Origin of the sequence: Microvirga lupini (genome assembly GCF_014191055.1) — a bacterium.
Lineage (GTDB): Bacteria > Pseudomonadota > Alphaproteobacteria > Rhizobiales > Beijerinckiaceae > Microvirga > Microvirga lupini_A.
In genome coordinates this window covers 138,524-153,639 of sequence record NZ_JACHWB010000001.1, presented here as the reverse complement: position 1 = coordinate 153,639, position 15,116 = coordinate 138,524, and the positions used below count along the sequence as shown (strand labels likewise).

The 15,116-nt window shown below is 65.3% G+C and carries 9 protein-coding genes; 2 read left to right on the top strand and 7 right to left on the bottom strand.

The window, feature by feature from the left end:
- Position 1: 1 nt before the first annotated feature.
- Positions 2 to 1,300, top strand: a complete 1,299-nt coding sequence (locus tag FHR70_RS00660) for an HlyC/CorC family transporter (RefSeq protein ID WP_183446081.1) — start codon at positions 2 to 4, stop codon at positions 1,298 to 1,300.
- Positions 1,301 to 1,303: 3 nt separating this feature from the next.
- Here the strand turns inward: FHR70_RS00660 and FHR70_RS00655 are convergent, their stop codons facing one another.
- The 6 genes from FHR70_RS00655 to FHR70_RS00630 all read right to left on the bottom strand — a co-directional run bounded on the left by FHR70_RS00655 (position 1,304) and on the right by FHR70_RS00630 (position 9,657).
- A complete protein-coding gene (locus FHR70_RS00655) occupies positions 1,304 to 2,173 on the bottom strand; it encodes an alpha/beta fold hydrolase (protein WP_183446079.1) in 870 nt (289 codons plus the stop codon).
- Positions 2,170 to 3,966 (bottom strand): glucan ABC transporter ATP-binding protein/ permease, encoded by a 1,797-nt coding sequence (locus tag FHR70_RS00650; RefSeq protein WP_183446077.1) that lies wholly within the window; start codon positions 3,964 to 3,966, stop codon positions 2,170 to 2,172. The genes FHR70_RS00655 and FHR70_RS00650 overlap by 4 nt, the downstream gene beginning before the upstream one ends.
- A 93-nt stretch (positions 3,967 to 4,059) precedes the next feature.
- Positions 4,060 to 6,030 carry an ABC transporter ATP-binding protein/permease gene (locus tag FHR70_RS00645; RefSeq protein WP_183446075.1) on the bottom strand — a complete coding sequence of 657 codons (1,971 nt, stop codon included), beginning with the start codon at positions 6,028 to 6,030 and terminating at the stop codon, positions 4,060 to 4,062.
- Between the two features lie 102 nt (positions 6,031 to 6,132).
- Positions 6,133 to 6,630 (bottom strand): CAP domain-containing protein, encoded by a 498-nt coding sequence (locus FHR70_RS00640; RefSeq protein WP_183446073.1) that lies wholly within the window; start codon positions 6,628 to 6,630, stop codon positions 6,133 to 6,135.
- Positions 6,627 to 9,167 (bottom strand): DUF3772 domain-containing protein, encoded by a 2,541-nt coding sequence (locus FHR70_RS00635; RefSeq protein ID WP_183446071.1) that lies wholly within the window; start codon positions 9,165 to 9,167, stop codon positions 6,627 to 6,629. Before FHR70_RS00635 ends, FHR70_RS00640 begins: the two co-directional genes overlap by 4 nt.
- 199 nt (positions 9,168 to 9,366) lie before the next feature.
- Positions 9,367 to 9,657: a hypothetical protein gene (locus FHR70_RS00630; protein WP_183446069.1), complete on the bottom strand. Its 291-nt coding sequence runs from the start codon at positions 9,655 to 9,657 to the stop codon at positions 9,367 to 9,369.
- 328 nt (positions 9,658 to 9,985) lie between these two features.
- Here FHR70_RS00630 and FHR70_RS00625 point away from each other — a divergent pair, with 328 nt between their 5' ends.
- Entirely contained in the window at positions 9,986 to 12,736 is a 2,751-nt protein-coding gene (locus FHR70_RS00625; protein ID WP_183446067.1) for a glycoside hydrolase family 2 protein, read from the top strand.
- A gap of 78 nt (positions 12,737 to 12,814) precedes the next feature.
- On the opposite strand, the gene FHR70_RS00620 is transcribed toward FHR70_RS00625, so the two are convergent.
- On the bottom strand, positions 12,815 to 15,100 hold the full coding sequence (locus tag FHR70_RS00620; protein ID WP_246407770.1) for a family 1 glycosylhydrolase: 2,286 nt from the start codon (positions 15,098 to 15,100) through the stop codon (positions 12,815 to 12,817).
- Between the last annotated feature and the right edge of the window lie 16 nt (positions 15,101 to 15,116).

Sequence of the window (15,116 nt, the reverse complement as noted above, 5' to 3'; positions counted from 1 at the left end):
CATGGTCGAAGAATCCTCCGGCAGTCTCTGGTTTGCAGCAGCGGTTGTTGTTTTCTGCCTGCTGCTCTCGGCTTTCTTCTCGGCCGGCGAGACGGCGTTCACGGGCGCCTCCCGCTCGCGCATGCTGGTGCTGGAAAAGGGCGGCGACCGCCGCGCCCGGCTGGTGAACCGCCTGCTTGAGATCCGCGAGCGCTTCATCGGTACGGTGCTGATCGGCAACAACATCGTCAATATCGGCGTGTCGGCCTTCGCCACCAGCGTGCTGGTGGCGATCTTCGGCGACGGCGGCGCGATCTATGCCACGGTGATCATGTCGATCCTGGTGATCGTGTTCGCCGAGGTGCTGCCGAAGACCGTCGCGATCTCGTCGCCCGAGACCGTCTCGCTCTTCCTGTCCAGGCCCATGTCCTGGGCCGTGGCCTTTCTGGGGCCGCTGGCGATAGCGATCGAACGGGTCGTGCGCCTCATGCTCCGGCCCTTCGGCATCAGGATCGGCGAGAACACGCCGATTCTCTCGGCGTCCGAGGAGATCCGCGGACAGGTGGCCCTGCTGCACAAGGAAGGCGGCGTCGCCAAGGCCGACCGCGACATGCTGGGCGGGTTGCTCGACCTCATCGACCTGACCGTCTCTGAGGTGATGGTCCACCGCACCAAGATGCGCAGCATCAACGCCGATCTCTCGTCGGAGGAGATCGTGCGCGAGGTGCTGTCCTCGCCCTATACGCGCATGCCGCTGTGGCGCGAAAGCCAGGAGAACATCGTCGGCGTGCTCCATGCCAAGGACCTGCTGCGGGCGCTCGATGCGGTGGGCGGCGATGCGAGCAAACTGAAGGTCGAGGTGATCGCGCTCGAGACGTGGTTCGTGCCCGACACGACCTCCCTGCGCGATCAGCTCAAGGCCTTTCTCGCCAAGAAGACGCACTTCGCCCTCGTGGTCGACGAATACGGCGAGGTGATGGGCCTGGTGACCCTTGAGGACATCCTCGAGGAGATCGTCGGCGACATCAAGGACGAGCACGATCTCTCCGTGCAGGGCGTGCGGCCTCAGCCGAACGGCTCGGTGAATGTGGACGGCTCCGTGCCGATCCGCGATCTCAACCGGGCCATGGACTGGAACCTGCCGGACGAGGAGGCCACCACCATCGCGGGCCTTGTGATCCACGAGGCACAGGCCATTCCCGACACGGGCCAGATCTTCACCTTCCACGGCTTCCGCTTCCAGGTGCTGCGCAAGTCCCGCAACCGGATCATGGCCGTGAGAATCACGCCGCTGTCGCTGGTGCGCACAAGGGCAGAGTGATCGTCAGGCTTTCAGAAATTCCACCAGCGCCGCGTTGACCGCCTCCGGCTCCTCGTGCTGAACCCAGTGGGTGGCGCTTTCGATCCAGCGGATGCTGCCTTTCTCGCACAAGGCAAGGCTCGCCTCCGCCAGCCCCTTCTCCAGAAACCGGTCCTTGGCTCCCCAGATCACCAGCGTGGGCGCGCGCACGGTTGCATCCTTCATGTCGGGCTTGAACGGCAGGGCGCGGTACCAGTTCAGCATCGTCGTGAGAGCGCCGGGCTGCGACCATGCCTGCTCGTAAGCCGCGATATCCTCATCCGAGAACGTGCCCGGACGACTCGTGCGCCGGAGCGCATCCTTGAGGCTGCGGTAGTCGTTGGCAGAGAGCATCGTCTCGGGCAGAAACGGGATCTGGAAGAAGCCCACATACATACTTCGCACCATCTGGCTCGGATGCGAGCGCATGTAAGAACCGGCGACGTTCGGATGGGGCGCATTGAGGATGACGAGCTTTTCCACGCGGTCCGGGTAGCGTGAGGCTGTCCACCACGCGACCAGCCCACCCCAGTCATGGCCAACGAGTGAAAACGTCTTCCGGCCGAGGGCATCGGCGAGTCCGACCACGTCCTTTGCCAGACTATCGAGATCGTAGGCCCGCCGGCCTTCCGGCTTGTCGCTGAGATTGTAGCCGCGCTGATCCGGTACGAGCATGCGAAAGCCCGCGTCGGCCAGAGGCCCGATCTGATAGCGCCAGCCCCACCAGAATTCCGGGAAACCGTGGAGGAGGATGACGAGCGGCCCGTCCTCGGGTCCCGCCGTGACGGCATGAAGCGTGACGCCGTTGGTGCGGATGCGGGTGCCAGCTCTTGCAGGATCGAAGGCTTGGCTCATGCGTGCGCCGACACCTTCACGCGCTTCGGCGGCGGCTCCTCGGCGGCCATGAACTGCGCCCTGGCGAGTTCCGCGAAACGTCCGCCTGTCGCCACGAGTTCGTCGAAGGTGCCGGTCTCGATCACGCGCCCCTGATCGAACACGAGGATGCGGTTGGCATTGCGGATCGTGGCAAGGCGGTGGGCGATCACGAAGGTGGTGCGCCCCTTCATGACCTCGTCGAGGGCCATCTGCAGCTTGCGCTCGGTGGCGGCGTCCAAGGCGCTCGTGGCCTCGTCGAGAATGAGGATCGGCGGGTTCTTCAACAGCGCGCGGGCGATCGACAGGCGCTGGCGCTCGCCGCCCGACAGGGAGCGCCCGCGCTCGCCGATCACCGTGTCGAGGCCTTCCGCCTGTCGGCTGATGAACTCGATGGCCTGGGCCCGCTCCAGGGCCTCGATCATCTCCGCATCCGTCGCATCGGGCCGGCCGACCTGCAGGTTCTCGCGGATGGTGCGGGCAAAGAGCATGGGCTCCTGAAACACCACGCCGATGTTGCGGCGAAGCGACGACAGGGTCACGTCGCGGATATCGAGCCCGTCAACCCGGATGCAGCCCGATTGCGGATCGAAGGCGCGGTGCAGGAGACCCAGCGTCGTCGACTTGCCGGACCCGGTGGCGCCCACGAGCGCGACGTTCTCCCCCTCATGGACCGTGAAGGACACATCCTGCACGGCGGAGCGCTTGCCGTCATAGGAGAAGCTCACATTATCGAAGACCACGTCACCCCGGTAGCGCGCCACGTCCTGGGCATTGGGCCGGTCGTGAACGACGGGCGCCGTGTCCAGGATCTCGAAAAATTCCTGAAGCTTGGGCGCCTGCATGAAAAGCTGGTTGATGAAGCTCACGGCCTGTTCGAGCCGCCCGATCAGCATGGTGGCCATGCTCATGAACATGACGATCTCGCCGATGGTGGCGAGCCCGCTCAGGTGCAGCCACGTGCCGAGCAGGAAGATCGCCGTGACCGTGATGGTGGCGGACGCCCGCGACGCGACGGAGGCCAGCGCCCACCAGGACAGAACCGGATTCTGTGCCTGGAGCAACTGCTGGATGATGGTGCGGAGCGACCGCGACTCGGCCTCGACCCGGGTGAAGGATTGGATCACCGGCACGTTGCCGAGCGCGTCGGAGGCATGTTCCGCGAGGCTCGAATGGTAGCGCTCGACGGAGCCCTGCAGGGTCTCGGTCTTGCGCAGCACGATGGCGGTCAGCACCGCGAACACGGCGACGAGCGCAACGAGCAGAAGCCCGAGGCGCCAGTTCAGGAACACGGTGAGCGGCAGCAAGATGACGAGGGCGATGAGCGCGGAGAAATGCTCGCGGAAGAACCCGAGCCACAGCCAGGACATGGCGCCCGAACCGTCCAGCATCACCTTTAGCACGCGGCCGGAATGGGTCGAGGTGTGGAAGGCGAGCGGCAATTCGAGCACGTGCTCGAAGTAATTGGCCACCACGGCCAGGCGCCGGCGATGGGCGAGCCGGTCCGCGTGCAGCGCCACGAGGGCGCCGGCCCCGATGGAGAACAAGCCGAAGGCCACCCAGGCCAGGATGAGCGGCGTCAGGACGCCGAAGGTCACGGGTGGCGAGTTCGGCAGCTGGCCGCGGGTGAGCACGTCGATGATGCGGCCGAACAAGATCGGCTCCGCGAAAGCGGAGATCGCCAGCGCCACATTGGCGAGCGCAAGCACCGCGCCGATCCGGAGATCGGACCCGAGCTGACCGAGAACACGGATATAGAGCCTGATCAGCCGCATGCGGATGACTCTGCCAAGACAATGAAGCTTAGGATGAAAACTCCGCGCCCGATAGAGAGTTGCGCATTGCTGGAGCCTGCCGCCCGCATCGTGTCATCCCTCCTGAACCTGGGATGGACGCAGCCTCCGCCTGAAGCGACCGATCCACCGTGGCCCCGACTTTGGTTTCGCGGGACGCGCCGGACGGGCCAGGAGAACGGCGCCCTCGCTGGTCTTGCGGATGTGCAGGGTGCGGGTGTGGAACTCCTCCAGGCCCGGCCGGTGACCGATGGAGAGGACGCTTGCGCCCTTCAGCTCGTTCTCGAACAGCGCCAGCATGGAGGCTTGGTTCTCCTCGTCGAGGGCGGAGGTCGCCTCGTCCATGAAGACCCATTGCGGCTTGTGCAGGATCACGCGGGCGAAGGCCACCCGCTGCTGCTGGCCGAGGGACAGGGAGCGGTCCCAGCGCTCGTGCCGGTCGAGCATGTCCAGGAATTCGCCGAGGCCGCAGCGCTCCAGCGCCGCACGGACATCCGCATCGTCAAAGGTGTCGGGGGATGCCGGGTAGCTGATGGCGGCCCGCAGAGTTCCCAAAGGCAGATAGGGTCGCTGCGGCAGGAACATCATCTGTTCGGGCTTCGGCACGCGGACCTTGCCGGAGCCCCAGGGCCAGAGGCCGGAGATGGCCCGGAAGAGCGTGCTCTTGCCGGCGCCGGATTCCCCCATGATCAGCACGCGCTCGCCGGGCTTGATCTCGGCCGTCGCGTCCTCGATCAGGATGCTGCCGTCACTGAGCGCAATCGACACGCTCTCGAAGCTGAGCCAGCCTTGAGGATGCGGGGCGATATCGATGCGGCGGTTCTCGGCCGCGACCTCATCGAGGTCGAGGGCGGCCTGCCGGAAAGTGGCCACGCGCAGCACCGCCGAGCGCCAATCGGCGATCTTCGGGAAGTTGTCGACAAAGTAGCGCAGGGCCGCCTGCACCTGATTGAAGGCGCCCACCACCATCATCATCTCGCCGAAGGAGAGGCGTCCGGCGAAGTAATCCGGTGCCGCCGCCAGGATCGGCACCACGATGGCAAGCCAGCCATAGCCGGAGGTGATCCATGTCAGCCGGGCGAGACCGCCGGACAGGCGCCGCGAGGCCTTAAGAACGGCCTCCACGAATGCGTCCAGATTCCGGCGCTCGTCGGGCTCGCCGTTGTAGAGGGCAACGCTCTCGGCGCTCTCGTTCACGCGCACGAGCGCGAAGCGCAGATCCGCCTCGCGGGCATAACGCTCGGTGTTGAGGCGGATCAGCGGCCGACCGACAAGCCAGGTGAGCCCCGACCCGATGCCCGCATAACCCACCGCCACCCACACCATGTAGCCGGGAATGGTGATGCTCGTGCCGCCGAGGGAAAAGCTGACCGGGCTCGACAGGCCCCAGAGGACGCCGATGAAGCTGATGAGCAGCAGCAGCGCCTGCAGCATGCCGACCCCGAGCTCCGTCGACAGCTCGGAGAACAGGCGGCAATCCTCCTGCATGCGTTGATCCGGCTGTGAACCGCTCTTGCCCATGAAGCCGAGCTGATAGGCATGGTTCGGCTTGAGCCAGAGGTCGAGCAGCACCTGCGTGAGGCGCTGCCGGAGGCGGATCTTGAGGCGCTCCTGCAGCCAGGTCTGCGCCACGACGAGGCCCAGCAGGACGGCGACGATGACGAGGAAAACGAGGAGCTGTTCGAAGAACGTGGAGGTATCGCGCTTCTCAACCGCGTCGAAGAAGGCGCCGTTCCACTGGTTGAGCCGCACCTGACCGAACATGTTGCCGATGAGGACCACGAGAATGGCCAAGGCGAGCCGCAGCATGGGCCAGCCCTTGCGGCCCCGGAGCATGTCGCGAAAGAGCGCGTAGAGCTCCCGGCCGATGCTGGGCTTCGCCTCTGCGATGGCATCATCGGGGTGCTGGGGATCGGGCTCGTGCGCGGCCGCTTTCTTGGCTTCCTTGGCCAGGGTGTTATCCTGGCCTGGACCGACTTCCTGTTCACGTCCAGTCGCGGGCGGCGGGGGCACTTGCCTGCCCAGTTTGGGGTCGAAGTCCGGCATGTTACGAAACGCGCACTCGTAAAGCTTGAGAGTTCCTCAAGCTTTAAGCCCGCCAACATGGGTTAAGTTCCGGAACTCTTCGTCCCGAAAGGCCGCAGGCGATCAGCGCTTGTCAGCCGCGACGGCTAGGGCCCAGTAGACCTTGTACTTGGAGTTCGGCGCATAGGCCGTGGCGATGCCGATCCGGGTCGCCCTGGCATCAAGGAGCACCCGGTTGTGCGGCGGGCTCTCGCGCCAGCCGGAGAAGGCCTCGGCCAGGGTGTGATAGCCGGCGGAGAGGTTTGCGGCCGGTTGGGCGAAGCCCGTGGAGGCAAGCCGCGCCTTGAAGCTCTCGGCGGAACTTGGGCGATCGGCCCGCGCCATGGCGTCGGCTTCCGCCTGCGCGGCGGCCTGGAGGTCCGGATCGAGAGTCAGGGGGCGCAGGCCGTTGTTGCCGCGGTAGGCGCTGATCATGTCCCGCGCCATGGCGGCATCCACCTCGGCACCCGCTCTGGCCATGGAGACATAGAAGCTCGGGGTCTGGCCCCGCGCGACGGGCTTCTCGCTCTGGCAGGCGGCCAGGGCGAGGGCGGACAGGCCGATGAGGATAAGACGCTTCATGCGGGCGTCTTATCCTTGAGAAGGGTTAAGGTTTCATCCTCCTCCTCGGATCCGGGAGCCTTGTCTTTCGGTTCCTCCTCGGGCTCAGGAGCCGCCGCGGGGGGCGGCACACCGATCCCAGCCTTCCGCAGGCCGCGGAAGATCTCGAAATAGAGATCGCTCGACACGCGCCCGGCCGCATCGATGTCGTCGACGAAGCAGACGAGATCGAAATCGATGGTGTTCTCCGTCACCTTCTTGAACAGCACGCGCGGATTGGGCTCGCTCATCACCTCGCGATGGGCGAGGGCCGCCTTGCGCATGATCTCCGCCACCTGGTCCGGGTCGGACGCGCGGGGAACCGGAACCGAGACGAGAACGCGCCCCACGCGATCGTTGCGCACGCGGTTGCGGACGATGCCGGAGATCAGGTTCGAGTTCGGCACGATGATTGTCGAGCGATCGAAGGCCTGGATCTCGGTGGAGCGCACGTTGATCCGGCGCACATAGCCCTCGCCGTCGCCCACCACCACGAGGTCGCCCACGCGGATCGGACGTTCCCAGAGCAGGATGAGCCCCGAAATGAAATTGTTGACGATGGACTGCAGACCAAAGCCGATACCGACCGAGAGAGCGCCGGCCACGATGGTGACCCGCTCCAGGCTGAGGCCCAGATAGGTGAAGGCCACGACACCCGCGATGATGATGCCCACATAGCCGGCCGCCGTGCTGATCGAATTGCGCAGGCCCGCATCGAGATCGGTCGCCGGCAGGAAAGTGCTGTTGAGCCAGCGCTGGACAACGCGGGTGATGGTGAAGCCCGCCGCAAAGAGCAGGGCCGCGATCAGGATGGACGACAGGGAGATGGTGACGTCGCCGACATTGAAGCCGAAGAAGAGCGCCCGCAGCGAGCCCGTCAGGTCCGTCGATTCGATCCCCCAGGGCAACAGCACCAGCAGGGCCGCGATGATAATGAGCGCGAGGCGCGCGACGCCGCTCACCAGAATGCCGATCTGCTCCAGCGACCGCCGCCGGAGGCCGGTATTCGCCTGGAGCGTCGTGGCGATCCGGCTCTGGCCGCGCAGGGAGCCGCCGATGAACTCGTCGGCGAAGGCGATGCCCAGCACCAGCAGGGCGATGACGATGGAAATCCCCACTGCCTGATCGACCAGGAAGGAGGCAAGGGCGATGTAGCCGCCCACCACGCTGCCGATGATCAGGGCCACGACGAACCAGCCCAGGCTGCGCAGGGGACCGCCGATATCGACCTCCTGCGGGACATAGGGCCCGAGGCAGGCTTCGTCCTGGGTCTCGCGCGCCGCGAACCGCCGCAGCATTTCGGCGAAGATGAGAGCCGCCGCCAGCGCGAAGACCGCCCGGGTGACCACCGTGATCGGCAGCGCCGCCGCGATGGCCTTGTTGAAGGCCTCGATCACCTTGCCGACGACCATGACCGTCGCAAGGGTGACGGAGAAGCTCATGATCCGGGTGGCGGAGGCGTCCCGCACCGGGATCAGCCGCCACGAGGTATGCTCCGGCGCCAGGATGGCATCGATCAGGGCCCGCACGAAGGCGATGAAGGCAAGGCCGCCGAGCAGAGCCTTGACAACCTGCTCGAGGCGGCTCGGCACGATATCGACGGAATCGAACACCACCCAGACGATCCAGCTTCCGGCAATGGCTGGAGCCGCCCCCAGAAGGAGCACGCCCAGCGCCGCCAGGAGCCGACTGCGGCGTGACGGATCGAGGATGGCTCGATCGCGCCGCACGAGGCGCGGGGCGATGGAGCGTCGCCCGGCATAAAGAGCCACGGCGATGCCGATGGCCAGTCCGAGGAGGAGCAGGACGCCCAGTGTCGTGCTGCGCTGGAGCTGATCCAAGGCATCCTCGGCAATGATCCTGAACGCTCGCAGCTCCCGCGGAACCGCCTGCACCACGTTCATCCAAAGGCTCGGGCTGATCAGGCCATCGCTCTGCTCGAACAGGGCGCGGGTGAAGCCCGCCCGCCGCAGGTCGCCGATCTGGGTGCTCAGCTGCTCGGCCTGCACCAGCAGGGCGCGGCCTAGGCGCTGGGTCTCGTCGAGCTCCGCCACGGCCGCCTCGCGCTCGGCGCGGTCCCGCGCCACGTCAGGGCTCTCCTCGGGTTGCCCTTTCTCAGGCTTGGGGCCAAGCTGGCTTAGGCGCTGCCGGCTTGCCTCCAGCCTTGGCGTCTGCTCGTCGACGACGGCCCGGATCTCGGCGATGATGGGCTCGATCTGCTGCCGGATGTTCTGCAGATCCGCATCTGACATGGTCCGGCCCTGGACCGCCGCCTCCTTCTGCTCAAGATCGGCCTTGTAGCCGTCGAGCTTGGCGCGGGCAGCCCTGGTCTCCGGCGAGACGGGCGCGGGCGCCGCTGCTGCCGGTGCAGGAGCCGCCTGAGGCTGCGGTTGAGCCGGGGCCTGCGTCTGAGGATTGGGAGGGGTCTGTGCGGGCTGCGCATCGGACGTGCCGCCGGCCGCAAGGGCCAGCATGATCACGGCAGCTCCGAAGAGCCGCTTGAGGCCAATACTCGTCATTCGGTCTACCCTATCGCATTCCTTAGAAGCATAGGTCTGGCCCATGCTCCCGTTCTGGCGGTTCCGTTTTCGCACGAAGCGTGAGCGGGCCGGTTCTTCGCGAATCATTACGGCGAAAACTCGCCGCAGGGCAGACCAGGCGCAACAAAAAAGCCAGGGAGGCTGCGCGCCTCGCCTGGCTGCCTTTACGGAAGCAGCGTTACTGCTTCGGGGGCTCGTTCGCCGAAGGCTGTGCACCGGGCGCCGGATAGGCGGGATTCGCGGGCGCGATCCGGTTGGTGGGGTTGGCATTGGACGAGCCGGTCGTGGAGCCCGTTGTCTGTGAGCGGGCGGCATCCGTGCCTGGATCATCGGGCGAGGTCGAAGCGGCCCACATCATGTAGCCGGCGACCGCAACCACGAGAAGCAGGAGCGAGCCGATCAGAACGCCCAGCACCGGGCGGCCTGAGCCTCCCTGCCGGGTGCGATCGTCGGGGATCAATTGAGCCATTTCCAGCCTCTTTCAAAAGCATTGTCTGTCGGGCGAGCAGCAAGGCTCGGCGTTATCAGGGCAACGCCAGACCCATGAGGCGGTTCCTGCCGGATCCGATCTTGGCCATTCGGCATTCCATGCGCCTCTGCACCCTGGATCCAATGAAGCTTTTTTCCGTTGTCCGACACGGGCCGCCAATCACGATCAGAGACGAGGGGCCGATGGGTCGAGCAAGCATGCATGCACGAGGTGTCGCAGGGCAGGCAACAGCCTGCGCCGGGCTGCTCTCAGCCATGTTTTCGCCGCTTTCGAAACCCTTGGGTAATCTCTGATTCAAGGAGAGATCATGCTGGACAATCGCATCAGTCTGGACGGGACTTGGGAGTTTTTGCACGTGGCCGACGACCGTCTGTCTGGCCCGGCGGAGGTTCGCCAGATCACGGTGCCCAGTCCTTGGCAGGCTCAATTCTCCGATCTGCGCATGCGGGCCGGCATCGGCATCTACCGCCGGACGGTCGACATGGAGGAAGCGTGGCTCCATGACAGCATCTGGATCCGCTTCGGTGCCGTCTTCCACAACACCAAGGTGTTCGTGAACGACGAGGCGGTGGGCCACAACGAGGGCGGCTTCCTGCCTTTCTCCTTCGACGTGACCCCGTACCTCAAGCCTGGTCCGAACGAGATCAAGGTTCGCGTCGACAGTCCGACGGACAACCCGGCCGAGTTCCCGGATTCCCCTTTCGCCGAGATCCCGTTCGGCAAGCAGAGCTGGTACGGCCCCCTCTCGGGCATCTGGCAGTCGGTCTATCTCGAGCGCCGCATCCCCGACCATATGAGCCGCGTGCGCCTCGTGCCCAACCTGACCACCGGCCGCGTCACCTCTGGTGTGTTCTTCGCGCGGCCGCTCACTGACGCGACGCAGATCCGCATCCAGGTGACCGACCCGTCCGGCGACGTGGTGCTCGACGAGATGCACGAGACGCAAGTTGGCGTCACCTCCATGCCGTTCGAGTTCACCCTCGACGATGTGCGGGCTTGGTCGCCCGATCATCCGAACCTGTATCGGGTTACCCTGCACCTCATGCGCGACGGCGAGGTGAAGGACGAGATCGGCGACAATTTTGGATTCCGCTCCATCGAGACGCGCAACGGCAAGTTCTATCTCAACGGCGAGCCGCTCTATATCCGCTCCGCCCTCGACCAGGATTACTACCCGGACACGATCTGCACCGTGCCGTCGGTGGAGTTCCTGGAGGATCAGTTCCGCAAGGCGAAGGAGATGGGCCTCAATTGCCTGCGCTGCCACATCAAGGCGGCGGATCCGCGCTACTACGAGGTGGCGGACCGGATGGGCCTGCTCATCTGGACGGAGCTGCCCAATGGCGGGATGGCCACGGACCGCTCGCGCGGTCGCAAGGAAAAACTCCTGAAGGGCATCGTCGATCGCGACTGCAACCATCCGTCGATCATCATCTGGACGATCATCAACGAGAACTGGGGCGTCGACCTCGTCAACGACGCGGACCACCGCGACTGGCTCAAGCGCACCTTCGCTTGGCTCAAGGCCTACGACCCCACGCGCCTCGTGGTCGACAACTCGCCGCTCGCGCCGAGCTTCCACGTGGAATCCGACATCGCGGATTATCACTTCTATGCCGCTTATCCCGATCACCGGGAGCAGTGGGACCAGTTCGTGGACGAGTTGTCGGGCCGCGCCTCGTGGCTCTACTCGCCACATGGCGATGCGGTGATCACCGGCCGCGAGCCGCTCATGTGCTCGGAATTCGGCAACTGGGGCCTGCCCTATCCGAAGGACCTGCGCGACGAAAAGGGCGAGGAGCCCTGGTGGTTCGAGACCGGCCATGACTGGGGCGAGGGCGTGATGTACGCCCATGGCGTCGAGAACCGTTTCTCGGACTGGAGCCTCGACCGCGTCTTCGGCGACCTGCGCCGCTTCGTGATTGCCGCGCAATGGCAGCAGTTCCGGGCGCTGAAGTATGAGATCGAGGCGATGCGGCGCAAGCCCAGCCTCGCGGGCTATGTCATCACCGAGCTGCATGATTGCCATTGGGAATCGAACGGCCTGCTCGACATGCGCCGCAACACGCGCGTGTTCCACGAGCTGTTCCCCATCGTCAATTCGGACACGGTGATCGTGCCGAAATGGGAGCGCGCTTCCTACTGGTCCGGCGAGAAGGCGTCTCTGAGCCTGGCCGTCGCCCACGGCGCCGGGCCGGTGCTCGAGGATTGCACCATAGAGGTCTCAATCGGCGGAGAAACCCAGACGCTGCCCCTGCCCCGCATTACGGCGCCGGACGTGCTCGACCTCGGGCGTGTCGAGATCCAGTTGCCCCAGATGGACGAGCCTTCGCTGCGGCGGATCAATTTCGATCTGCGCGCTCCCGATGGTCGCGTGATCGCGCATAACCACCATGACATCGCGATTCATCCCAAGCGTGGTCGGCCGGCGCATGCGCGTGAGCTGGTCTGGTCGCCGGACGAGGATATCCGCGAGCACTTCCGGGCGCTGGGCTACACCCTTGCCCGTGCCTTCGAGGAATCGACCCTCGTGGTCGCCCGCACGCACAACAAGGCGATTGCCGACCATGTGCGCGCCGGCGCCAAGCTCCTGCTGCTGCCCGAAGGCGACATGAGCCTCTACCCGTTCTTCCCGCATTGGCAGGCGGTGAAGGTGCAGCCCCGCCACGGGACGCTCTGGTCGGGCGACTGGGCCTCGTCCTTCGGCTGGCTGCGGCGGTCGGGGCATTTCGCCCGCTTCCCGTCCGGTCCGCTGCTCGATGAGACCATGGACCGGGTGTTGCCGGACTACGTGATCTCGGGCTGCAACCTGCTCGACTTCCAGGCCCGCGTCTTCGCCGGCCTCGTGGTCGGCTGGATCCACAAGCCGGTGGCGCTCGGCGTCGAGCGTTCCTATGGCCGCGGCCGCCTGGTCGCCTCGACCCTGCGCCTGCTCCGGGATGCGCCTCTCGCCGATCCGACGGCAACGATGCTCACGGATGCCTTGGTGGAGCTCGCGGTCGAATCGCGGGCGGCCCGTCTTGAGGAAGCGGTGCGGGCTGCGGAAGCCGCGGCGTAAAGCGCTTTATCATCACGCGAATGACAAGGGCGGTGCTGAGATCTCAGCACCGCCCTTTGCGTTTCCGGAGGAGAGAAGTTACTCGGCCGCCACCTTCATGGCATCGTCCGACCACTCGACCTCGCTGTCGATGAAGAAGCGGTCGAGGGCGCTCTCAAGATGCGGCATGAGAATCCCGCGTTCGGTCGACAGTGCCGTGTTGAGTGCGGGCAGATCGCCCGCATCGGTGACGAGGCCGGGATCGAAGCCCGCGCGCTCGGCCGCCATGGCGGCGAGATCCCGCCAGGACGTCTCGCCGGTATTGGCCATGTGCCAGATGCCCGTACCGCCATCGATGAGAAGATCGAGCGAGGTGTTCACGAGATCGGGCACATAGGTGGGCGACACCACATCGAGGCTCGCTTCCACGCCCTCTCCCTTGCTCAAGGTGTTGAGGATGGACCAGACGAAGTTGTAGCGATCCCAGGGGCCGAAGAAGGCGCTGGTACGGAGCACCAAGGCGTTGTCGTGCGCTTCGAGAACCTTGCGTTCCGCCTCGGCTTTGCTCTCGCCGTACACGGTTGTGGGATTGACATAGTCGCTCTCCACATACACCCTCTCAAGCGTGCCGTCGAAGACGAGATCGGACGAGAAGGTCACGAGCGGGATCCCGAGGTCGGCGCACGCCTTCGCGAGAATCTCGGCGCCCTTGGCGTTTTCGCGGAAGCAGGCTTTCCTGTCGTTCTCGGCCTCCGCGACGCGCACATAGCCGGCGGTGTTGATCACCGCCCAGGGGCGGTGACATTCGAGAGCCTCCGCGACGCTCTTAGGGTCCGCGATATCCATATCCTGGCGCGAAAGCAGCACATGGTTGAGGCCGCGGAAATCGCACAGGCGTGAATAGGCTCGACCGAGCGTGCCGGTGGCGCCTGTGATCAGGAGCTGGCGCGGCTCGTCGGCGAGCCAACAGGCCCGCGACACCTTCGAGGGGCGCTTGTAGAAGCGGATGTCCCGCCGCCACCATCCGGCGCGGTCAAGCACCGGATGGTCGAACGTGCCGGTCTTGGCGAGCGCCTCCGTGGCATGGGCGAGCACCGTCTTGCGTGGCTCGGGCGCCCTCACGTCGAAGGGTCCCGGCTCGTAGAAGCCGTTGCGCCGAGTGAGAAGGCTGTTCCAATCCACCGTGCCGAAGAGCGACCAGACGGTCACGGCCCGGATGTCGGCTCCCTCATTGCGAAGGCTCTCGACGTCGTTCCAGACCTGCATGAGCCAGCGCAGCTGCTCGTCACGGGTGCTGCCGTGGTGCGCTTCCGTGATGGCGATGGGCCGCCGGTAACGGTCCCAAACTTCGCGCAGACGCGCCGCCGGGCCAAGACCCTTGATCGGCAGCGGCATGCGCACGGCTTCCGCGTCGGCGTATTCGTGCCGACCGTTCCCACCCCAATGGTGTTCCGGATACCGGCTCTTGCGTTCGTCGAGATAGCGCTCGCTGGTGAGGTAATGGTTGATGCCGATGATGTCGGGCGCCGCATCCGCCTCAAGCAGGAGTTCGAGATCGGCCTGCGCGACGCCATGATCGAGCAGGATCTGCCACCAGGGGTGGCTGCGATCCACCATCCCGCACAGGAGATCGAAGCTTAGGAAACGGCGTTGGTTCTCGTGATCGGCCTGATAGGCGAGCGTAGGCGTGGAAAAGGTCTTGCCCATGTCGTCGGTCTGCACGAGTTGCGCATCGGGCCGTACCTTGCGGATGGACCTCATGGACAGAAGGGTCGCCTTGCACTCGTTCACGAGAATCTTGAGGAAGGATTCGTAACCGGTGCCATGCGGATGCCAGTGGCCGTAGAGGCCGCAGAAACGGGCCGTGGTGAGCGGCTCGTTGACCGGCGTGTAGAGATCGAGATGGGGATAGCGTTCCGCCACATGGGCCGCATGGCGCGCCAGAAGCTCGGGCCATGCGGGATCGAGCATGTGGGTATAGCGGGGGCCGCTGCCGTGATGGCACAGACCCGCGATGGCCCGGATGTTCAGCTCCTGAAGGCGCTTCAGACGCGTGTCGTGCCAGGAGAAGTCCGTCCGGTCCGGGCTCTCGGGAGAGATTGTCTCCCAGAGCACCGGATGACGGAGCGTGCGGATACCGAGTTCGGCAATCCGGTCGAGATCCTCGATGCGATCATGATGACCGGTTTCCAGGCTTTGGTCGCGGTAGTCGTCGCCTACTCTTGCGACGGTACATTCCAGACCGCCCCAAAGCTCTAAAGCATCGGACCCAAAAGTGGATTTGCACTTTTGGGTTTCATCCGGTGCTTCTTCTCTGGAGGAGAGCATCGTCTTGGTGGAAAACCCGGCCCACTTTTCCGCACGATGCTCTACTGATCGTTTCATCATGCAACTCCGAGCT